Below are 21,460 nucleotides of genomic sequence, written 5' to 3'. Positions count from 1 at the left end.
TATGACTTCACAAATCGAATCAGATTAAAATCTTAATGTCCTTAATTTCTTAATGGTCAAATGATGTAAAATGGAGGAGGTAAAACGGATGAGGATTAACCAATAATCAAATTTCAATAAACGATCAACCTATTAACCCCCTGAGCGTAGTCGAAGGGTAAACAGTTAACCTAATAAACAAATGACCAATGAACCAAAAACACCTACTGTTTCTTCTCCCTATCGGGCCTAAAAATAATGTAGAAAACAAAAACCCCTGCTAATAAAAAAACAATACCTATAATCAAATTCGCTTTATCATCCATACTAACATAACGCCACTATCTCCAAATAGTTGTAACTAACCTACAACCTGAAAGGGTAAGTTAATTTAACACTGAACAAAATGAACTAAACAAGTTTGATTATTAATGTGTTAATTTAAATAGGAAAGGGGTACACACATCCATGTTTACCCCAGTTCCAAAATTTCCCGTGTTAGAGGAATTATTAATACATTGAGAAAGCACATTTTGTTTGCTTTGTCTAGATTATCATACGCCATAAAACGGATAAAATACACAAAGTTATTAGCAAAGTAATTTGCATGTAACACTGTGTTCTTTCTGTTTTCAATACCATGACTACTATTTATCTTTCAGCGGTATTTTAAACCAGAATTCAGATCCTTCCCCTTCTTTACTCTTCACCCCGATTTCGCCACCATGTCTTTCTACAATTTCAGCTGAAATATATAAGCCCAAACCAAGTCCTGAAAAGCTGTGCGATGATGCCTCTACCCTGAAAAAACGGTCGAACACAAACTGCGATTTATCTTTAGGTATTCCAATTCCGTAATCACGAACAGAAACCATGAGGTAATCTCCTTCAGTTTTTGCTTTTACTTCAATTTTATTGGCATTGGGAGAATATTTAATGGCATTTGAAATAAAGTTACTCAGCACCTGCTCAATACGGTTGCGATCGGCGTAAACCTCAATGGCTGTAACATCCTGTACAATATGATGATCGTTCATACTTTCCTGTAAACCATCAATGGCATCTTCAATTACCCCCGCAATATTGAAATCAGAGAAATTGAAGGTCATTTTACCTGCCTGTATCTTAGTTACATCCAATAAATCTTCAACCAAGGCTGTTAGTTTTCCGATCTGGCGGTTTGCTTTGTCTACAAATTCATAAATCTTATCAAATTTCTGCTGCTCGGCCATCCGGAGCGCAAACTGTAAAAAGCCCTTAATGCTGGTGATAGGTGTTTTCAGCTCATGGCTTGCAATACTCATAAACTCATCTTTTCGGTGCATCAGTTCTTTCGTAGCCTGTTGGGCTTTCATTAAATCGGTTACCTCGAAACCAAAGAATGCAATCCCATCAATAATGCCTTTATCAGAGAAAACGGGATTTAAGATGATATCGAACCATTTTTCTACCGATTTACCGGTTGCACGGTTTAACTGCTCAATCCGGTAGGCATTGGCTACATAAGTTTCGCCGGTTTGCATTACCCTTTCTTCTATCTCCAAAAGCTCCGGTGATTCGAATTTAGAACCATTCCCTATCCTCGAGCGGCCGATATAGTCTGTTCCGCCATCAAAAGTTTTAAAGGCTTCGTTTACAAACTCATATTTAAGGCCTTTGCCCCTGCGGATGGTAATTAATGCAGGTGCATTTTTAAAGATGCTATAAAACTCGTCCTGTTGTTTTTTGATCAGCTTTTGAAGCTCGCTGCGTTTTTTCTCGGTATGTTTCTGTTTGCTGATATCGATTACATAGGTTACCGCTCCATTTGGCACTTCTTCATCAAGCAGGGCCGACCCGACCAATACATCAACAGGTACGCCTGCTTTGTTAAGGTACTGCTTTTCAAATGGCGGACAAAAGCCTTCATCTTTGAGCAGTTTTGCCGATATTTTGCTGATCGGCATAAAAGGTTCTGGCGTAAGCTGCATCCAATCGATATTTCCGTTCTCAAAATCTGCGCGTGTATACCCTAAAAGTTTTAAGAAAATATCATTGGCATCATCTATCCTACCCGTTTCGGTATCGCTGAATAAAATCCCGATGACATTGGATTCGAAAATCTTCCTGAATTTACGTTCGGTAGAGTTCAGTTTTACCTCGGTATCTACCAGTTTAGAAATATCTACGATAGAACCCACCATACGGTAAGGCGTTTGCAGATCGTCTAATAAAATACTGCCACGATCGAGCAGTGTGGCGTAACTGCCATCAGCCTTTTGTAAACGGTATTGCGCCGTCCACTGTGTTTCGTTATGGTTAATGGCATCGTAAACACTTGCTTTTACACGCTCACGGTCGTCTGGATGGATCTTATCAAACCAAAAGGCAATATTTTCAGTCTGTGCGTCTTTTTCATAACCGAACATGCTGGTAAAATTATCGCTCCGCCACATGGTATTATGCGCAAGGTTCCAATCCCATATCGTATCGTTGGTGGCATGCGAAACCAGGTTGAAACGCTCTTCACTGGCCGAAAGTTTCATGGTACGTTCTTTTACCTTCAGCTCCAGATCGGCATTAAGCTGACGCAGGTTTTCGCGTGTGCCCAAAAGTTCGTTATAATTTTTCTTAAGTTTCTGCTCTGCAAGTTTCTGCTGGCTGATATCTGTTAAGGTAGCTACAAAACCATCCGACATTTTTACGGCAATAAGCTGGCACCACAGTTCTTTAGAAAGCTGTAATTCGGTTTCGAGCACCTTCCCATTTTCTACTACCCCAACATATTTGTTAAAGAGGTTGCTCACCGCCAGTTCCGGTATCATTTTAACCAGCCTGGCTCCTGTTAATTCGGTTTTATTTTTCTTTAAAATCTGTAATGCCGAATCGTTATAGGTACTGCACTCAAAATCTACAATAAAGTGTTTGGCATCCCTTACTGCTTTAAAAGCAAGGATACCGTTTAAACTGGCATTAAAAACACCGCTGATGATATTATTGAGCTCGGTAATTTTAGAAATGTCAACAAAAGAAATCACCACCCCATCAGCACGCTTATCTTTTCTTAAATAAGGCATAATGCGCATCAGGCAACGGGTATTGTTCTTTAACTGTACCTCTTTTTCAATTACACGGGCACTTAACAATACTTTTCTGATATCGCTGGTAAGGTTTTCTGCTTTAATGTTATTTGAAATGTGTTCGATAGAACGGCCAATATCGGCTTCGATCAGGTTAACCATACTCACTGCAGCAGGATTAAACTTCCGGATAATCATGCCGGCATCAAGAAAAATCTGTCCGATATCGGTACTTCTGAAATAGTTATCCAGATCATCGTTCAGCTCAATCAGTTCTTTGATTTTTAACTGATGTTCGGTATTTAGCGTATGTAGTTCTTCATTAAGCGACTGTAATTCCTCATTACTCGACTGCAGTTCTTCGTTGGCCGAGAGCAGTTCCTCATTGCTCGATTGAAGTTCCTCATTGGTGGTCTCCATTTCTTCAACGGCCATCTGCAGGTTCGAACGGGTTTCGTTCAGCTCTGCTTCCAGTTCGAATACATATTCGGCCTGCGTGGCATCGTGGAAACCGGGCAGTGCAAATTCATCTTTGCCTGCAACAACCTCTAAAACATGTTCGGCAAAAACAACCATGGTAAAACCGTTGGTATTGTCGGCACCAGGAGGAACAACCGAGATATTTACGAATACATTATCGTTAAAACGGATTTTTTTTAAATCTACTTTTTTATTGTCTTTCCACGCCTTTCTTAAACCTGTATTAAGTACAATTGAAACCTCGCGTGGTACCATCTTCAGTATATTCAGCTCGATACTTTGCCCAGGCAGTGATAAATATTGACGGTAATCGCCTACGGCATCCTGCATGATGTAGGATTTATCTATAAATACCGCTACATAACCCAGATCGGCAGATAGGAAATCGGCCAACCGTTTTTCAAGTGGACTCTGTATGATTTCGCCGGCAGTTACCTTTTTACGCTCCTGAACAGATGTATTTCTCGTTCCTGTATTATAGGTATTGTAAGTAGAATAATTGATTTTTCCGGTTTTTTGATAGATTTTTGATTTGCCGGAAATCTCTGTGAGCCCGGCTTTTATGGCCGAAGCAGTTTCGCTCGATCCCAAAAACAGATAACCGTTTGGCAAAAGCGAAAAGTGGAATATAGAAAGTATTTTTTCCTGTAAAATGCTATTTACATAAATAAGCATGTTCCGGCAGGTAACCAGATCGTTTTTGATAAAAGGCGGCGATTTAATTACATCGTGTTTGGCAAACACCACCTGCTTGCGCAAACTGGCAATTACGCTGATGGTTTTTCCTTCCTTTACAAAATATTTTTTAAACAGCCGGGCAGGGATTTCTTTTTTTACAGAGCGCGGATATTGACCTTTTGAAGCGATTTCGATACTTTTTTCATCGATATCAGATGCAAATATTTTAATCTCGATCTTTTTACCTGATCTGTCGACACAATCGTTTACCATAGCGGCAACAGAGTAAGCTTCTTCTCCGGTACTACATGCACAGATCCAGATTTTGATTACATCACCATCTTCCTTCCTATCTACAATATCCTGTAAGGCAAATTCATTGAGCTGTGCAAAAGCCTGTTCATCCCTGAAAAACTTGGTTACCCCGATCAGAAAATCTTGTCCCAATATTTTTACTTCATCAGCATTGTCTCGCAGAAAGGCTACATATCTATCTAACTTTTTGATTCCCCTTTCGTTCATCCTCCGGCCTATCCGTCTGATGATGGTTGGGGTTTTATACAGGTTAAAATCATTGCCACTGCTGGTATGTACCAGTTTAAACACCTCATCCAGCAGTTCCTCATTTACCTTGCCGTTTTCGAGCACTTTAACCGGCTCTTCGTTTACATAGCTGAAAAGTTCTTCCTGCATCCGCGAAGGGATCATCACATGATCGGCATTGCCCGAAGCGATGGCCGAATTGGGCATCCCATCAAATTTGGCCGAGGCCGGATCCTGTACAATCACCATCCCACCGTTTTCTTTGATGCTCTGTATGCCTTTGGTACCATCGGTACCCGTTCCGGAGAGGATTATGGCGATGGCTTTCTCTTTTTTATCTTTGGCGAGCGTATGTAAAAAATGATCAATTGCGGTATTGGGTGCCTTAATCTGCGATTTATCAGCCAGTTTGAGCCTTCCCTTTACCAAAGTCATTAATTTATTATTGGGGATGATATACACACAATCCTGCTGGATGGCCATATCATTTGCCGCTTCAAAAACTTTCATGTGGGTATGTTTTCCCACCAGCTCCACCAGCAAACTCTTATAATCAGACGAAAGATGCTGAATTACGACAAAGGAAAAACTCGAATTTGCAGGCATATGGTCGAAAAATTCGTGGATAGCCTCTAACCCACCGGCAGATGCACCGATGGCTACGATATATTTATCGTAACGCTTATTCAATACCAGATCCTGCTTTTCCTTCTCCTGCTTTTTTTCCATCAGGTTAATTATAAAGTTGCTTTGTTCTAAATTCAAAAATAAAATTCCTCAACGATTCGGCTATTTCCAGTTCGTTTTGGCTCCATGGTAAAGATTGCCCGTAAACCGTTTGCAGCCAGAGTTTAAACGAATTACGTGGATGATAGTTTTTGCCATCCTGGTCAAATTTGATCACCTGCTCGGGATCTCCGCCCCATTTAATCTGCCTGATTACCTCCGGACGGAAACAGATCACATAATCGCCACTGCGCCCGTCAACAGGGATCACCAGTATACCACTTCCTACTTTTTCGTAAGCCTTGGCTTCTTCATATAGTTCGCTAAGGTGGCTGCTGGCAAAAACCTTTTCAATTTCTTTTCCTTCGAGCCAGAGCATCAGGTTATAAATTTCGCTTTTGTCCGGAACATCACCGTGGTATTCGATCCGGTTACCGATTTTAATTACTGCCCCACCAGCATTAAACAATGAAAGAATGTTTAGGTTTTCATCATCCAGCAATCCTTCGATAATATCATCTTTTGAATAAATAAAATCGGTTAGCGCAGCCCTTTTCTCCAATCTCAAAGCCGACCCATTATACTCTTCCTGATTTAAAATCGCTGCAATCCTATTTGAAATTTCTACCGAAAGCCATTCAAAAATGTAGCGCATATCTACATTTGGGTAGTTAGGCTCGATATGGTGACAGGAAATTAATCCCCAAAGTTTTCCTTCGCGCAATACCCTGATAGACATTGATGCACTCACGTTCATATTCTGCATGTATTCCAGATGCACCGAAGCTACACCGCGTAAATTACAGTCAGATAAATCAATAAAAGCATTGGTTAACGGATTAATTACCGGATATAAACGCACGGGTTGATAAGCCCTGTTCGGAATAAGTCTGAAGGGGTTTTTAAGGTAAAGTGCCCTCGCCTGTTTGGGTACATCCGAAGCCGGAAAAGTTTGTCCGAGATAACTTTCCAATGCCCCCGAAATTTCTTCGGCAATTACGGTTCCGTTCCAACTGGCATCGAACTGGTACATCCTTACACCATCGAAGCCCGAAACTTTGCGCAGTTGCCTAATGGCTACATTGCAAACTTCTTCAAGCGTTGAAGCGCTTTCCATCGCCGAAATAAACTGCCTTACTTCCTGAAAAACATCAGAAAAACTTTTCTGCCCCTCTTTTGATGATACTTCGATCTCCAATAATGAATAATCGTTTTTAATATGGATCAATCCGTCAAAATGCAATTGCTTATTCCCGTTTTCAAAAACGAGGTTTAAAGGGATTCTGTCCTTAGCATCACCCTTAATCAGTTTTGTAATATTGGCGACATCATTTTCGCTGAACCACGCTGATAAGTGTTTATTTATGATCTCTGCTGGTGCCTTTCCGGTTAGGATATTCAGGTTTTCGCTGACCTGAATAATGTTCAGCGTTTTATTATCCAGCACCAACAGGTATCCGTAGTCCTGAATGGAGTTAATGTGGTGTATGGGCAGGTTTCCGCAGAACTCTGCGTCATAATTTCGTATTTCTGACATTTCCGACTATCGTTTTATGGTAAGCTTTTGCTGCGAAAAGCACAAGAATCCATTTTTCAACAATTATACTGCCAACAAAGTTGGCTATTTGGAGACCATTTTCCCGCTAAATAGCCTCAAATGGGCGTATGGCAACTAAAATATAGATTATGGCGCTTACGAAAAGAAAAACAATAAAAATAATACCAGCAATACAACCCACAGGAATACCATTTTAAAAATTGTAAATCAATTTATGCCTGGCGATTCTCAAATAACCCTTTTTATGTCTCCAATAGCCACCTAAAAGCAGATCAATTACGATTAATTTTACGTTATAATCTACAAATCATGGAAAACGAAAACACCCTAACAGCCATTGTTACCATTAACCGGCCAATTGAATTGGTTTGGAAACTTTGGAACGAACCAGAACATATTGCCAAATGGAATGCTCCTTCGGATGAATGGATCAATAAAAAAATCGAAAATAACTTAGTCGAAGGAGGAGGATTTCTGTACGCTATGGCGAAGAAAGATGGCAGCGAAAATTTCGATTTTGGTGGTAATTATACAGAAATCATTACACACCAAAGCATTGCCTATACTTTAGACGACGGCAGAAAAACCAAGATTACTTTTACAGGAAGCGAACCCGTTACCCTTACGGAAGTTTTTGAACCGGTTGCCAACCTTGATTTAAACATGCAACAGCGTTTTTGCCAAACCGGGCTTAATCAGCTTAAAGCCTATGCTGAACAGCTATAGCAGGCTTCTTTCTGGGCTTTTTCCTTTTTTTCCACCATATGATAAAACCCGTTACCGGTAAACTGGCCGCAATTAAAGCTGCTAGGAAAGAAACAATTTTGTTGGGTAAACCCAATAAGCGACCGGTATGTAGATCGTAATTGGTGGCCTCGATGAGGTCGGCACCGTTAAAGTTTTTGTAAAGTTTTGCCCTGAGCATCGCACCGGTAGCGGCATCGTAGAAAAATGTATTCTGGTTACGAGCCCAACGGTAAGGATAAATCATCCGCAAACGCAGTTCACCTTTTCCGCGTAACGAAAAATTGCTGGCAACAGCACCCGGATATTTGATTTTAGCTTCGGTATAGATTTTATCGTAACGTTGCGGAACAGAATCAATCTGTGTAGGTTTTGCCATCACAACAGCTTTTCCCTGCCCTAATTTACTCCCGGTAAAAGCACTGGCAAAGTTCTTCACACCCTTAAAGGCAAAATATAAACCACTTAAAGCAGTAACCAAAAGTACAATGGAAGCGTAAAAACCCAGCACGTTATGCAGGTCGTAATTAAGGCGTTTAAAAGAGGCTTTTCTTTTTATGGTTAACGATTGTTTTAGCAAACGCATCTGCCCCGGAAACCAAAGTACCAGGCCGGTAATAAGCATGATTACAAAAATAGCCACCGACCATTGCATGATAAACTCACCTGTTTTGCCCAATAATAACGAAGTGTGGATATGTTGAACCACCTGGAGCCAATCTTCTTTTCCTTTTTTAACTAAAGAGGCATCATAAGGATTGAAATAATAAACCGCCGCTTTTTTAGTGGTAATTTCTACCGTTGCATTGGGTATGGCGTCCTCAATCCTGATTAACCTTAACTGATCTTTTGGGGATACTTTTTCAAATCCAGTGATGATCTTTTCTAAACCTACAAAAGGTTTCTGCTGAACAGCTACATAGCGAAAGTCCTTCTGGGTAAAATCCCTGATTTCTTCTTCAAAAATATAAAGCGCACCTGTAATGCTGATGATCATTACCACCAAACCGGTAGTTAAACCCAACCAAAGGTGGATATTCCGGACAACAGTCTTAAAATTTTTGTTTTTCATCGGTTAAACATTAAATAATTAAAAAAATAACCGATAAAGGGTTAAAAATAGCTGTTAACCATATTAATTGCTTCATGAAGCTTTAAAATTTCCGCAAATCTAACATTATTTAGACTCGTTAAGAATAATAACATAAAAAAGATACAGATCATGATGTCTTCATACATTTTAAAATAAAATAAGCGTAAAGCCGATTTTATTTGATATTTGTGCTGAACCACATAGATAATAAATACGATGGCAGAGATAAAAACAAATTATGCACTGGTTACCGGAGCCAGTAAAGGCATTGGTAAATCGATGGCTATTGCTTTAGCCAAAAGAAAAATCAATCTGCTCCTTATAGCACGTTCTGCTGATGAACTTGGCAAACTTCAAACAGAAATTAAAAATCAGCATGGAGTTGAGGTCGATATTCTGCCTATTGACCTTAGTATTATTGATGCTCCCAAAAAAGTATTAGATTGGGTAAACAACAAAGGTTATCATATCCACATCCTGATCAATAATGCGGGTTATGGTTTGTGGGGAAAATTTGCAGAACTGGATTTAGCTGCCCAATTAGAAATGTGCCAGTTAAACATGAATACCCTTACTTCGCTGTGCCATTTATTACTTCCGGCACTTTCGAAAGCAGAAAAGGCTTATATTCTTAATGTTTCGAGTACTGCTGCTTACCAGGCCGTGCCTACCCTTGCCATTTATTCGGCCACTAAAGCATATGTTTTATCGTTTACGCGTGCCTTGCGTTTCGAGCTGAAAAACAGTGGGGTTTCGGTAAGCTGTTTGAGTCCGGGGCCGGTTGATACTGGTTTTGCCCAGCGTGCAGGTCTGGATGCTTTTAATAAAATGGCCGAAAAGTTTAACATGCAACCCGATGAAGTGGCCGAAATTGCAATTAAGGGCATGTTTGCTAAAAAATCGGAGATTATACCCGGTTTTACCAATATCATCAGCGTATATGCCAACAGGATTTTGCCAAAGGGATTTATCGAAAAAATGGCCGCTGGAATTTATAAGACGAAGTAAGATGGAAAATGTGAGAGGGATAATGGAATCAATAACCAATACATAGGAAAAGTCGCGTGTCTGGGGTTAGATGTTTGAAGTTTTTGTGGTGTCAGATGTTAGCATCTGACACTAAAATTGTTCTTAACATCGTTTGCGACCGAGACTATGGCATGTTTGCCACGGAGACACAGAAAACACGGAAGAGTAATGGAGTAGAAAATTAATTACCAATGATCAATTTTCAATGACCAGCAGCATCTGCTCTAAATCACTTTGTTATCCGTAACACCTACTTTGACAATCTTACAGGCATAATGCTTATAAGATTGTCAAAGTTTAGGTTAAAAAAAAACGTCATCTCGGGATAGATCTCTCGGCTGCGTTGCACTTCGCTCGAGATGACGCATCGGGCGTGGGTATTTATAGAAAAACTCCAACTAATAATAACGAATCAAGCCAAACCAGCTCCAATTCAAAAAATTATTTTGAAATATTTTAAATAAAATTCTTTGGAATATTAAAAATATGTTACGTTTGTATTAAATACTACTAATTCTATAGACTATGTCGAATAAAACTAATCTGTTTTATTTCCTTTCAGCACCGAACCACTCGCCCATGCGAATGTGCTGTTGTTGCGCATAATCTATTCCCACTAATATTCTTTTTTCCTAAACCTTTAATTTTTATTTACAATGGCCACATCGTATCCAACCTTTACCCTATCCGAACAGTTAACCGAGCAACAACTTGATTTTTTTAATACCCATGGTTTTATCCATTTCAAGAATTTCATAAAACCCGAAACCGTTTCATCCATCATTGATGCCTCAAAACAGGTAGAAAAAAAATTGATCGAGCAAGATACCAAAAAAATAAACGGGGTGCCTATTAAATACGGAAAAGACCTTGACGGCTCTCCGATTGTACAGCGTTTTGCCTTTCTTAACCAGCAGCACCAAACATTAAGCGGTTTGCTTTTGGATCCACGTTTTAATGCATTGCTTCAACTGGCAGGAGATGGCGCACGCCTGGGCACAGAAGAAAAAGACGGGATGGTTTTTAACCACTACATTAACGGACCAGATAGCAAATTCAGTAAAATGGGCTGGCATACAGATGGTTTACGCGATATTTTTTACGGTACAAAGTTGAATCCGATGTTGAATGTAGGCATCCATCTAAGCACTTTAAAACCTGAAAATGGCGGATTAAAAATTATACCGGGTACACACAAACAAAGCATTTACCAGATGTTGTTCCGCAAGAAATACTTTCTGGATAATAAACCTGACGCTGATGAGGTATCGATATTGCCCGAAGCAGGAGATTTAACCATACATGATGGCAGGTTATGGCACAGGGTTGCAGAATCGGCGGTGCGTGGTGAAGAAAGCAGACGCAGGGTAATTTATATCCCGATTATTGCCGGCAAGTATGCCCCAAAAAATGAGAATAGTCCGACTGTGTTTTACCAGCGTTTTGCAGGGATTGTAAAATAAATATATGTTATTTGTGTTAATATTCAGTTACCTGGTAAGATCAGGAAAGCTAAAGCGGATAACCGATTTTTCGAAGGGTTTACCAAAGAAAATCAGCTTAAAATTTTACCGGCCGGGAACCGCAATACTATTTAGCGTAATACTGGTTGGGGTATAAACGGGAGGAAAATATTAAACAGCAGGAAGACCATACAAAAGGCAAAAGGGTATTTGCAGATCGGGAACGGACCAATATTTTACGTAAAGGCGAACAAAGCCTGATCCTCTTTTTGTTAAAGAGGGTTCCAAAATGGATTACACCAAACATCATGACGGCTATCGGAATGTTTGGTTCCATCATTGTGTTTTCGGCATTTATTTTAGCCCATTTTTATGGCCAAAACTATTTATTGATCGGCATTTTAGGTTTTTTCGTTAACTGGCTCGGCGATTCGTTGGATGGCCGCCTGGCTTATTACCGTGAAATCCCCCGAAAATGGTACGGCTTTGCACTCGATATTGTTATGGATTGGCTTAGCATTATCCTGATTGGTTTTGGTTATTACTTTTATGCGGAAGGACTCACCCAGATTTTAGCTTTTATGTTTGTGGTATTATACGGCTGGTCGATGATTATCAGTCAGCTACGCTATAAAATTACCGGCCATTACCAGATCGATTCGGGTAGTTTAGGCCCAACAGAATTACGTGTAATTATTTCGTCGGTACTTGTTGCCGAAACATTATTTGAAGACAGTATTACTTATTTTGCAATTGCTATGGTAGCTTTATTACTTATACTGAACACCATCGATACTTTAAAACTTTTAAAAGCCGGCGACGCGAAAGACAGGGAGGAAAAGGCATGATCAGCTGGCCATCGGTGAAACTCTTTTTAAAAGCACAGGTATCGGCATTTTCGGGCGGGGTTACCGATTATGGACTAATGATCCTCTTAACCGAATGGATCCACATCCATTTTACCATTTCCATTTTAATTTCGGGAACCATAGGCGGTATTGTTAATTTTTGCATCAACCGTTTCTGGGCTTTTAAGAACAACGAGGGATATTGCAGCACCGCAACAGGGCAGTTAGTACGTTTTTTTACAGTGGTTTTAGGTAGTATTTTGCTCAAATCTGGCGGAACTTATCTTTTACACAGCACTGTTAATATAGATTATAAAATCGGCAGATTATTGATCGATAGTATTGTTTCATATGGTTTCAATTATCCCTTAATGAAATATTGGGTATTTAAAATTAATGAAACGAATGATTTTGAATACGAGGAAGAAGAATATTTTGAACCAATAACCAAAGAACACCTGCAGCACAACCAGAATTAAACCCATCAAACGTTTGCGCTTTGTTTTCTAGCATCACCAAATCTTATTTAAAAGGTAAAAAAGAATGCCCGGCCCAAACGATGAAGCCAAAACCCGGACACCTTTATTTTACCTTATCAGTTTAATATTGTTTTAGGGTCGCTCACCCTATTTCCGTTTATTTTTTTTATAATTTCTTCGAATTTAGGCTGTTTAGCGATGTATTTATTCAATAAATCGATCTGATTTAGCCCTCTTACCAAATTATGGTCAGGATAATTGGTTTTGTAATAAATATCGCCATTTAAAAAATCGGCAATAAACCTTACCGCCTGCATATAGATCATAAATTTACCGGCGTAAATAAAGAACTGTTTTTCGGTAAAACTTAAAACCTGGTCCATTTCTTCCATATAACCTTTATGGATGGCGGCAAATACATCTTCCCTGATGGCAATTTTATTAAAATCGCGTTCTTCTTCATTTGCTTCAGATAAATAGGTACGCATCATATCGCCAACATCGCTGATAAAATAACCCGGCATTACCGTATCCAGATCGATCACACATAAACCAACACCACTTTCTACCTGCAGCAGCACATTGCTGATCTTGGTATCGTGGTGTACCACACGCAGGCTCAATGCACCACTATCAACCATGTGGCCGTATTGCTCTTCTATATCATAATGCCTTATAATTTCTTCTATGGCAAATTTCGCCTCCCCGATCCGCTCATCGCTGGCCTGCTCTAAAGCTGTTTTAAATTGCTCGATACGCAGCGGAAGGTTATGGAAATCTTCGATGGTGGGTTTTAGTTTCTTTACATTGAAAGCACATAACATCCTTGTAAATTTACCAAACTGCTTTGCAGCGTGATAAGCCTGCTCCGGATGGTGCACAAAATCAATCGAACAAGAATTTTCTACAAATGGGAAAACCCGGTAGAAATGTTCATCCAGTACCACAAAATCATCTCCATTGGAAGCCGAAATAGGTGCAACAAAAAGATATTTCGGCGCCGTTTGATCCAGGTATTTCTTTATGGTTTCGATATTCTGGGCAATGTTTTGGGGCTGGCGGAATACCTCGGTATTTACCTCCTGCAAAATATAAGCAATTTCGTTACTGTAAACTTTCCAGGTATGGTTAATCAAACCCGAGCCGAAAGGTTCAATTTTAAATTTTTCTACGTTAAGTCCATAAGCACCTAAGACTTCTTGAAACATAAGATGTTAATATATTTGAATGAAAATTGTTCCGGTTTTACCGATATCGGTACCACCGGATAAAGTTGTGTGTTAAAATATGCGGGGATGCTAAACGAAGCACCACCCGCAACCGAGACTAAAAGCCGCTATCGTCTAAAGCGAAAGTATTTTTACGGTCTTTCCATTTCCCCTTGGTAAAATCAGGGAATTTCTGTGGCATGTTCCCTTCTTTTAACGATTTGGTAGAAAGTGGCGTAATTACGCTCATCGTAACCGAATCGTATACATCAATAGGCGTTTGTTTTTTCTGTTTTACGGCCTGTATAAATGCGTTGAAAACGAACCAATCCATACCACCATGGCCGGCGCCTACAGCTTCTGCTTCATATTTTTTCCAAAGTGGGTGGTCGTATTTATCGAACCATTCTTTTGCAGGATCCCAAACATCGTCTTTTTTCGATTTGTGGTCGATATAAACCGATTTGTTTACGTCCATCCAGAGGCCTTTGGTTCCCTGTACCCTAAAACCGATAGAATAAGGGCGTGGCAGGTGTGTATCGTGGCTTAGCATAACCGTTTCGCCGTTTGCACAGTTGATCAGTGTTGTGGTAACATCGCCATTTTTATAGTTTATTTTGGCGTTGGGGTGGCCCGGCGACATTTCTTCTACGTAAGCAGCCAAACCTTTGGCTTTTGAGCTGAAAGATACCAAACTGGTAAAGCGATTACCGCGGTTAATATCTGCATATTGCATTAAGGGGCCAACACCATGGGTTGGATACAGATCGCCATCCTGATCGATGTTGAACTGCGTACGCCATTGCGCTTCGCTTAAAGCTTTTGGGCCGTACTCTACCCCACCGCCATAATAATCTTTACCGTTGTTAAAAAGTACGTTGCGCAAATTGTGCTGGTAACCGCCTTCGAGGTGTATTAATTCGCCAAAAAGACCCTGCCTTACCATATTTAAAGCTGCCATTACATCCCTGCGGTAACAAACGTTCTCCAATGTCATGTACGGCATGCCTGTTTTTTCTGAGGTATTTACAATATCCCAGTGATCCTGCACGGTTAAACCGGCAATTACCTCGCAGCCTACATATTTACCGGCTTTCATGGCATCAACCGCCTGATCGCGGTGAAACTGCCATGGTGTGGCAATAATTACCGCATCGATATCTTTACGCTCAATGAGTTTTTTATAGGCATCTAAACCTCCTGTATATTCGGTTGGGGCGGGTTTGCCTTTTTTGGCCAGAAAAGAGCGGCATATTTTTAGCGAACTTTCCTGTGTATCGCAGATGGCCACAATTTCCACATCATCCCTTAGGGCTCCTTCTGAAATATGGCTCATACCGCGTGCACCCACGCCTATGTATCCCAATCGTACCTTTGCATTATCGGATGATGCAAATAAACTTCCGGTGGGCAGGATGGTTAAACCTGCTGCCGTAACTGCGCCGCTTTTAATAAAATCTCTACGTTCCATTTGTGTTGTTAATATTTAATGTTTAGTTATTTAATTGATCCGGTTATTTTTTTTCTGAACAAACGTTTTACTAACTATTATTTCGCCCTTTTCATCCCGCAAAACCATTTCAGCTACAGCCCATTAGCATGCTTAATTTTTTAAAGGTTTTTAAAAGGTTTCTGGTTAAAATACAGCCTGTAATCCTTAATCCTTCCGTTGGCATTATCCTGCCTTGGCAACAGTTTTAATGTTTTAACGGTATAGTTTTCCCCCATATCGATCACGATCTGGTGCGGGGGCTTTGGCGATTTATTTTCCCATTCGGTATGCCATATACTGGTAAACTGCAGGTCGAAAACATTGGCCGCGTTGCCATCATCGCCACCCAGCTCTTCGCTATTGGCAAAAACAACTTTCCAATCGCTGCGCGGTATTTCGTTGCCCTTATCATCAAGCAGTATAATTTCGGCAACGCTGGTATAAGGCTGGCCTTTCTGCTCGGATAATGCCTCTAAACAGAAATACCGGGCGGTTACGGGTTTAAAATCAACAGTTTGCCACTTATTATCGTTTGCAAAACTGCCTTCGGCATAAGGTTGCTGTGCATTAGCCAGCCATTTCTGGTTTGCTTTGCGGTGCAGCTGGGGCTGTTTTTCGTTCACTACATCCAAAATGGGTTTATCCAAAAAACTTAGGGCAGGTTTTTCCATCCCGAACAGATCGAAAACTACCACTTCGTTTTTACCCTTTTTAAGCCAGCTGCCCGGTACCAGCATGGTTTGTGTAGGGCCGACATTCCAGTATCTGCCCAAACACATTCCATTTAACCAAACTAATCCCTTGTTCCATTTACCCATATCGAGGTAAGTATCTTCCAGTTTAGCAGCATTAAAACTGCCCTTATAAAAAGCTGCCGCAGCAAGCTGCTTATTTAATTTTTCGTAACGGAGCGGTATGTTTACCTCTCCCATCCTTATCGGGTAGTTTTTCCAACCCTTTAAAGCTGTTTGCTTACCGTTTTCTGTTAGGTAAACCGCGCCATGTATGCCCTTTCTATCGTGCATCTGGTAGCCATAGTTTACGCGCCCGGTAGCCTCTACCAACACCCTTAAAGTACTTTTTGCCGCGCGGGCAGGTATTTCGATGCTGAATTTATTTTTTCTGCGATCGAGTTCGCCTATCTTTTTACCGTTAATATATACCAGGGCATAATCGTGTATATCATTAAAAACCAGTGTGGCTTTTTTGCCGGCGGTTAAAGCGGTTTCGTATAATACGGCGCCAAAATCCTGATTTAAATCTTCCATTAGCATGGCGGTATCGGCCAAAACAGGTTTGGGCAGGTTTTTGCCCAGCACCGCAACCGATGTAAAGCTAACCGGCTTTAACTGTTGTATTTTATTTGCCACAGGTACATCGGGCAGTACCTCGCCCTCCTGTAAATAATTGGCAAAAAGCTTGCGTATGGCGTAAAATTTTTCGGTAGCGTTACCGGCCTCATCAATTGGGGCATCGTAATCGTAACTGCTGGTTTGGGGTAAATAAGGCGGTGCATTGGCGCCGCTGTAGGTACCAAAACTGGTGCCGCCATGTGCCATATAAATACTGAACGACGCCTGCTGATCGAGCATGTATTTTAGCTCGGCCACAATGCGCTGGGTATCGCCTTTATGGTGCGGCCTGCCCCAGCTATCGAACCAGCCCGGGTAATACTCGCCGCACATTAAAGGTCCGCTTGGCTGTATGGCCCTTAAGGCTTTAAAATTGGCTTCGGGCCCGCTGCCAAAGTTTACCACGGCAAATAAATTATCGGGATGGTCGTTTTTTAACTGCGAAGGCCCATCACAATGGAATAACGGAACGGTAAAACCGGCCTCCTGTAAATCGGCCTTAATGATGTTCATATAGGCTTTATCGTTGCCATAGCTGCCATATTCGTTCTCTACCTGCACCATAATAATGTTGCCGCCATTGCTAATCTGCAAAGGTGCCAGCTGTTTACCTACAGCCAACAGGTATTTTTTCGATCTTTCTAAAAAGTATGGATATTGTGTGCGCAAACGGATGCTTTTATCTTTTAACAGCCACCAGGGGAAACCGCCAAACTCCCACTCGGCACACGAGTATGGCCCTGGCCTTAATATTACATATAAACCAACCTCTTTTGCCAGCCTGCAGAATTCGGCAGCATCGCTTTGGCCCGTAAACGTAAATTGATCAGGCTGTTTTTCGTGCATGTTCCAAAACAGGTAGGCACAAACCGTATTTAGGCCCATGGCTTTGGCCATTTGTAAACGCTGTTTCCACTCGGCTTTGGGTATACGGGCAAAATGCATTTCGCCGCAGCGTATAACATAAGGTTTACCGTTAAGCTCAAAAGCATTGGCCCCTATGGCAAAGGTAGCTGGCTGCTGGGCCCGGCCATTTACGTTTATGGCTGTTAATAAGGCTATAACCAATATATATTTAAGCAAAAGGCTGCGCATTTATGGTAGTTTTTGTTTGGGTTTATTGCTTTGTATTTTTTAAAAGTAGAACAAGCAAATGAGCAAAACAACATAAATATCAGCGCAAACGATTGACTAATTTTTAATGCAGGGGCTTTTTGGCGGTGAGCTTTATCCTTATAGAAACATGATTATTGTTGTCTGTTAATTGCACCAAATAAAAGGTGTAGAAATATTTCTACAGGTAGCCGAAAGTGGGGAAGATTTTCCCCATTCTACAATTTGTGGTTTTAAAGCGGGGCATTTTAAAATTGTGGAATATAAATTTTAATCTCTAAAAAAACAGCCTTACAGTACTTGTAATCCATTATTTGATCACAAACCAACGACATATCAGGAGCATACATACAAAAATGAAATAATTGGCTACTGTTTTGCCTAATATATCCTACAACTACTTTATTGATATCCTAAACAAACGCTCATGGAAAACAAACTTATTACCGAAATCAATATTGAGGGCAAAGCCATTACCCATTTTGATTCATTCAATTTGGAACAACGGTTTAACGGGCACCATTATTTCGAACTCCAATTTAAGCAAAATGAATTAGGACAACCAGGTTTAATCAATCTTGAAAATAGTCGCGATTTTATAGGTAAAACACTTAGTATTTCCTTTGGTCATCAGCGGGATAAATTACAGGAATTTGCCGGAATAGTTACCCATGTAGCGCTTGCTCAAAGTCATGGTTACCATGGCATTCTAATTGTGAGTGGCCATAGTCCTACTATTTTAATCGATCGCGGTGCAGATCTTGGATCGTACCTTGGCAAAAATTTAAACGAGATCGTTGGGCTGGCTATAAAAGATATTCCTGAAAACGATCTGAAGGTTGTTTGCAATCCCAAACGCAATACAGCAATCGATTATCTTATCCAATACCAGGAAAGTGATTTTAATTTCCTAAACCGTTTATCTGCCGAGTATCACGAATGGTTTTTCTATGATGGCCAACAACTCCATTTTGGCAAACCCGATGTACTAAAAGAAGTGGAATTATTTTATGGCCGGGATGTACAGGATCTCCAATATGCCCTGGAAATTTTCCCTTTGCAACATCACTTTTTTGCATACCACCCAACAGCTGACGAAGTACTCCAAAGCGAAGGAATCGATAAATTAAATGGTCCGCCTGATCTGATACATGCAATAGATATTTCTAAACGAACATATAGCAAAACGTTTACGCAGGCTTCGCCCATCCGAATAGAAAACAGTAACGACATTAAAAATAATATAGAAAATGAAGAGAAAGCTAATGCATCTGAACTGTTAAAAATCAGGGCCAAAGGCGATAATGCGGAAATTAGTATCGGTAGCATTGCAGAAATAACCATGAGTATTAAAAAGGAAGCCAATTTTATAACCGAAAGCTTGGGCCGGTTCCTGATCACTGGTATTAATCATCATATAGACGTAGCGGGCAAATACCATAATACTTTTGAGGGATTAACAGCCGATACCGAATGCATAAAGGTAAAAGATTATAAAAAAATAAGTCCCGATATACAGCTTGCTGAGGTTGTAGACAATAATGACCCTTTGGGACATGGCCGTATTAAAGTGAGATTTAAATGGATATGTACGCATAATGATACAAGTGAGTGGTTAAGGATAATTACACCCGATGCGGGCAGCAGTACACAAGTAAACACCAACAGGGGTTTTGTTTTCGTACCTGAAATTGGCGATCAGGTTGCCGTAAGTTTCGAAGAGGGAAATGTTTCCAAACCAATTGTGCTGGGCAGTATTTTCCATGGTTTAAATGGTTCGGGTGGAGATTCGGATAATCATTTAAAAACGATTGCGACAAGAAGTGGCCATACGATCGAATTTAACGACTCATCCGGAGCTGAAACCATTACCATTACGGATAAAAACCGCAATATCATCAGGTTCGACACCCAGGAATCAAGTATAGAAATCTCTGCGCCAGAAAACATTAGCATCAATGCCAAAAATATACATATCAATGCCGATCAGCACATTTCTATATCGGCAGGCGAACATATTTATAACAATGCAGGTGCAAATATTGCCAGCAATGCAGGAGAAAACCATTCGTTAATGGCCGAGAATATTATGTTTATAGCCAATAATCAGATTAATAAAACGGCCACTCACATCGAAAAAACCGCAGAAGAGATCAGTTTAAGTAGCACAAAAAACAATATTGAACTGCATAGCGCAAAGGAAATCATTAATAAAAGTGGTAGTAAAGTTAAACTCTTCTAAAATGGGAACAATTAAATGCATCGGTAAAACCATAACGGAATGTGCAGAAAGCACAAAATGGCTTGCTACCAAGGGCAATATCGGTTTTAATTCAAGTAAAGAAGTATTGTTACAGGGAAAGACTAAATCCAAGTATGGAAAATATAAATCTTCTTAACCTAAATCTTTAGATCATTAAGCATCAAAACATGGGCAAAATTCAATACAAACCCTTAGAAAAAACTTTAAATATGTGCTTAGAAATAGAAACTTCTGAAAAAACAGCATTAAATGATAAGTATAGCCTAAAAGTTTTTGATGTAAATATCTCACCTGTAAAGGTTTCGTTCTGGTCTGGCCATCAAAATATAGAAGTTTTTCGCAAACCGGTTGAAGAAAAACTTTTGCCCAATAATGAAGCAGATGCTTTTGTTCAGGAGGCTTCTACCCTACTAAACCACCTCACCATAAAACTGGATTTTAATGGTGTACCAATAAGTATAGAAAAACAAGATGAGCTATGGCAAAATTGGTTAGGCCTCAGGGCTAATCTTGCTGCCAGTTATACAGGCGATTGGATTGAAAAAACATTAACAGAAATCGACAAAAAACTGTTGCCGAACAAAGGATTACTGCCTTATATCATGCAGGACATCTTCCTGAATGAATATTTCAGGGGCGTTTACAATGCCTTATTTATCGAAAATTGTTTCTACGGTAAAAGAATAGTGTATGGTTTATGCCCATCGCCCATCCTATTTAATGAGAAGCTGATACTTCAAACCTCACCAACCTCGCAATTAATTAATTTCTCAGGTAAAGAAGATAAAATCTATGATCAATCGGGATTTAGCAGTTGGTTTAAAAACAAAAGCAATTATGCTCTACCCCAAATCAAGGCCGAAGGCTTTTATCAGATCGATAATGTTACGGGTTGGTGCAATTCACTTGAAAGCAATTATAAATTAAGTACTAATGACTACGAAAAAACATTAAAAATTGTATTAAACACCAATTAAGCAGAGTCGACATGAATTGGAGCACAGATCCCGAAATAACAAATAGCGAAAATCTTGCAGAAGATGGCCTTGCTAATGCGGAAGAGTTGCCGGTACGCACCACGCTGCACAAAGTAGGTCTACCTGAAAAAAATGGAGAAATCACTGAACTTTTAGTCTGTCAGGGAGCAAAATGCACCTGCGATAAGGCAGTAGACCCTTCCCAAAAACCGCTTTATGTACTCAGCCACAATAAATATGTAATTAACGATAATAACGAAACTAAACTTATTGCCACAACGCTGGAAAACAAACTGCTCAACCTCAATTTCGGTCAGTGTAAAGTTCCCGATCCGAGTGAACCAGTCCCATGCACGGCTAAATTGGAATGGAAAGA

At 40.2% G+C, this 21,460-nt stretch carries 15 protein-coding genes; 9 read left to right on the top strand and 6 right to left on the bottom strand.

The features are described 5' to 3' along the window. Positions 1–626: 626 nt before the first annotated feature. Together B2V92_RS04125 and B2V92_RS04120 are read right to left on the bottom strand one after the other, a co-directional pair. Positions 627–5,468 carry a chemotaxis protein CheB gene (locus tag B2V92_RS04125; RefSeq protein WP_293304987.1) on the bottom strand — a complete coding sequence of 1,614 codons (4,842 nt, stop codon included), beginning with the start codon at positions 5,466–5,468 and terminating at the stop codon, positions 627–629. A 4-nt stretch (positions 5,469–5,472) separates the two neighbouring features. Next, positions 5,473–7,002 (bottom strand): GAF domain-containing protein, encoded by a 1,530-nt coding sequence (locus B2V92_RS04120; RefSeq protein WP_293304986.1) that lies wholly within the window; start codon positions 7,000–7,002, stop codon positions 5,473–5,475. Between the two features lie 330 nt (positions 7,003–7,332). On the opposite strand from B2V92_RS04120, the gene B2V92_RS04115 reads away from it, so the two are divergent. Continuing rightward, positions 7,333–7,749 carry an SRPBCC domain-containing protein gene (locus B2V92_RS04115; protein ID WP_293304984.1) on the top strand — a complete coding sequence of 139 codons (417 nt, stop codon included), beginning with the start codon at positions 7,333–7,335 and terminating at the stop codon, positions 7,747–7,749. Here B2V92_RS04115 and B2V92_RS04110 read toward each other — a convergent pair. Continuing rightward, positions 7,724–8,839: a PepSY-associated TM helix domain-containing protein gene (locus B2V92_RS04110; protein ID WP_293304982.1), complete on the bottom strand. Its 1,116-nt coding sequence runs from the start codon at positions 8,837–8,839 to the stop codon at positions 7,724–7,726. The two genes, B2V92_RS04115 and B2V92_RS04110, sit on opposite strands and share 26 nt — an antisense overlap. A 237-nt stretch (positions 8,840–9,076) precedes the next feature. On the opposite strand from B2V92_RS04110, the gene B2V92_RS04105 reads away from it, so the two are divergent. The 4 genes from B2V92_RS04105 (at position 9,077) to B2V92_RS04090 (ending at position 12,679) form a co-directional block, all read left to right on the top strand. Continuing rightward, positions 9,077–9,868 carry an SDR family NAD(P)-dependent oxidoreductase gene (locus B2V92_RS04105; RefSeq protein WP_293304981.1) on the top strand — a complete coding sequence of 264 codons (792 nt, stop codon included), beginning with the start codon at positions 9,077–9,079 and terminating at the stop codon, positions 9,866–9,868. 677 nt (positions 9,869–10,545) lie between these two features. Continuing rightward, entirely contained in the window at positions 10,546–11,352 is an 807-nt protein-coding gene (locus B2V92_RS04100; protein ID WP_293304980.1) for a phytanoyl-CoA dioxygenase family protein, read from the top strand. 146 nt (positions 11,353–11,498) lie between these two features. Further along, positions 11,499–12,200 carry a CDP-alcohol phosphatidyltransferase family protein gene (locus B2V92_RS04095; RefSeq protein WP_293304979.1) on the top strand — a complete coding sequence of 234 codons (702 nt, stop codon included), beginning with the start codon at positions 11,499–11,501 and terminating at the stop codon, positions 12,198–12,200. After that, positions 12,197–12,679, top strand: coding sequence for a GtrA family protein (locus B2V92_RS04090; protein ID WP_293304978.1), 483 nt, complete (start codon positions 12,197–12,199; stop codon positions 12,677–12,679). Before B2V92_RS04095 ends, B2V92_RS04090 begins: the two co-directional genes overlap by 4 nt. A 116-nt stretch (positions 12,680–12,795) precedes the next feature. Here B2V92_RS04090 and B2V92_RS04085 read toward each other — a convergent pair whose 3' ends face one another. The 3 genes from B2V92_RS04085 to B2V92_RS04075 all read right to left on the bottom strand — a co-directional run bounded on the left by B2V92_RS04085 (position 12,796) and on the right by B2V92_RS04075 (position 17,826). Beyond that, positions 12,796–13,887 (bottom strand): phosphotransferase enzyme family protein, encoded by a 1,092-nt coding sequence (locus tag B2V92_RS04085; protein WP_293304977.1) that lies wholly within the window; start codon positions 13,885–13,887, stop codon positions 12,796–12,798. 118 nt (positions 13,888–14,005) lie between these two features. Continuing rightward, positions 14,006–15,358, bottom strand: a complete 1,353-nt coding sequence (locus B2V92_RS04080) for a Gfo/Idh/MocA family protein (protein ID WP_293304976.1) — start codon at positions 15,356–15,358, stop codon at positions 14,006–14,008. A gap of 140 nt (positions 15,359–15,498) precedes the next feature. After that, positions 15,499–17,826 carry a beta-galactosidase gene (locus B2V92_RS04075; protein ID WP_293304975.1) on the bottom strand — a complete coding sequence of 776 codons (2,328 nt, stop codon included), beginning with the start codon at positions 17,824–17,826 and terminating at the stop codon, positions 15,499–15,501. Positions 17,827–18,271: 445 nt separating this feature from the next. Between B2V92_RS04075 and B2V92_RS04070 the strand changes: the two genes are divergently transcribed. From B2V92_RS04070 to B2V92_RS04055, 4 genes are all read left to right on the top strand, one after another. After that, entirely contained in the window at positions 18,272–20,086 is a 1,815-nt protein-coding gene (locus tag B2V92_RS04070) for a type VI secretion system Vgr family protein (protein ID WP_293304974.1), read from the top strand. Position 20,087: 1 nt separating this feature from the next. Continuing rightward, positions 20,088–20,243 (top strand): hypothetical protein, encoded by a 156-nt coding sequence (locus B2V92_RS04065; protein WP_293304973.1) that lies wholly within the window; start codon positions 20,088–20,090, stop codon positions 20,241–20,243. Between the two features lie 31 nt (positions 20,244–20,274). Then, positions 20,275–21,084 carry a hypothetical protein gene (locus tag B2V92_RS04060; RefSeq protein WP_293304972.1) on the top strand — a complete coding sequence of 270 codons (810 nt, stop codon included), beginning with the start codon at positions 20,275–20,277 and terminating at the stop codon, positions 21,082–21,084. An 11-nt stretch (positions 21,085–21,095) separates the two neighbouring features. Next, positions 21,096–21,460, top strand: a 365-nt coding sequence (locus B2V92_RS04055; protein ID WP_293304971.1) for a PAAR-like protein, incomplete at its 3' end; no start/stop codon positions are given.

This window comes from Pedobacter sp. UBA5917 (assembly GCF_002432345.1).
Taxonomy (GTDB): Bacteria; Bacteroidota; Bacteroidia; order Sphingobacteriales; family Sphingobacteriaceae; genus Pedobacter.
This window is presented reverse-complemented; position numbering and strand designations above follow the sequence as displayed.

Bases quoted from the DNA above. Each gene is read 5' to 3' on its own strand.
- B2V92_RS04125 (WP_293304987.1), bottom strand. From the start codon at position 5,468: ATGGAAAAAAAGCAGGAGAAGGAAAAGCAGGATCTGGTATTGAATAAG.
- B2V92_RS04120 (WP_293304986.1), bottom strand. From the start codon at position 7,002: ATGTCAGAAATACGAAATTATGACGCAGAGTTCTGCGGAAACCTGCCC.
- B2V92_RS04115 (WP_293304984.1), top strand. From the start codon at position 7,333: ATGGAAAACGAAAACACCCTAACAGCCATTGTTACCATTAACCGGCCA.
- B2V92_RS04110 (WP_293304982.1), bottom strand. From the start codon at position 8,839: ATGAAAAACAAAAATTTTAAGACTGTTGTCCGGAATATCCACCTTTGG.
- B2V92_RS04105 (WP_293304981.1), top strand. From the start codon at position 9,077: ATGGCAGAGATAAAAACAAATTATGCACTGGTTACCGGAGCCAGTAAA.
- B2V92_RS04100 (WP_293304980.1), top strand. From the start codon at position 10,546: ATGGCCACATCGTATCCAACCTTTACCCTATCCGAACAGTTAACCGAG.
- B2V92_RS04090 (WP_293304978.1), top strand. From the start codon at position 12,197: ATGATCAGCTGGCCATCGGTGAAACTCTTTTTAAAAGCACAGGTATCG.
- B2V92_RS04085 (WP_293304977.1), bottom strand. From the start codon at position 13,887: ATGTTTCAAGAAGTCTTAGGTGCTTATGGACTTAACGTAGAAAAATTT.
- B2V92_RS04080 (WP_293304976.1), bottom strand. From the start codon at position 15,358: ATGGAACGTAGAGATTTTATTAAAAGCGGCGCAGTTACGGCAGCAGGT.
- B2V92_RS04075 (WP_293304975.1), bottom strand. From the start codon at position 17,826: ATGCGCAGCCTTTTGCTTAAATATATATTGGTTATAGCCTTATTAACA.
- B2V92_RS04070 (WP_293304974.1), top strand. From the start codon at position 18,272: ATGGAAAACAAACTTATTACCGAAATCAATATTGAGGGCAAAGCCATT.
- B2V92_RS04065 (WP_293304973.1), top strand. From the start codon at position 20,088: ATGGGAACAATTAAATGCATCGGTAAAACCATAACGGAATGTGCAGAA.
- B2V92_RS04060 (WP_293304972.1), top strand. From the start codon at position 20,275: ATGGGCAAAATTCAATACAAACCCTTAGAAAAAACTTTAAATATGTGC.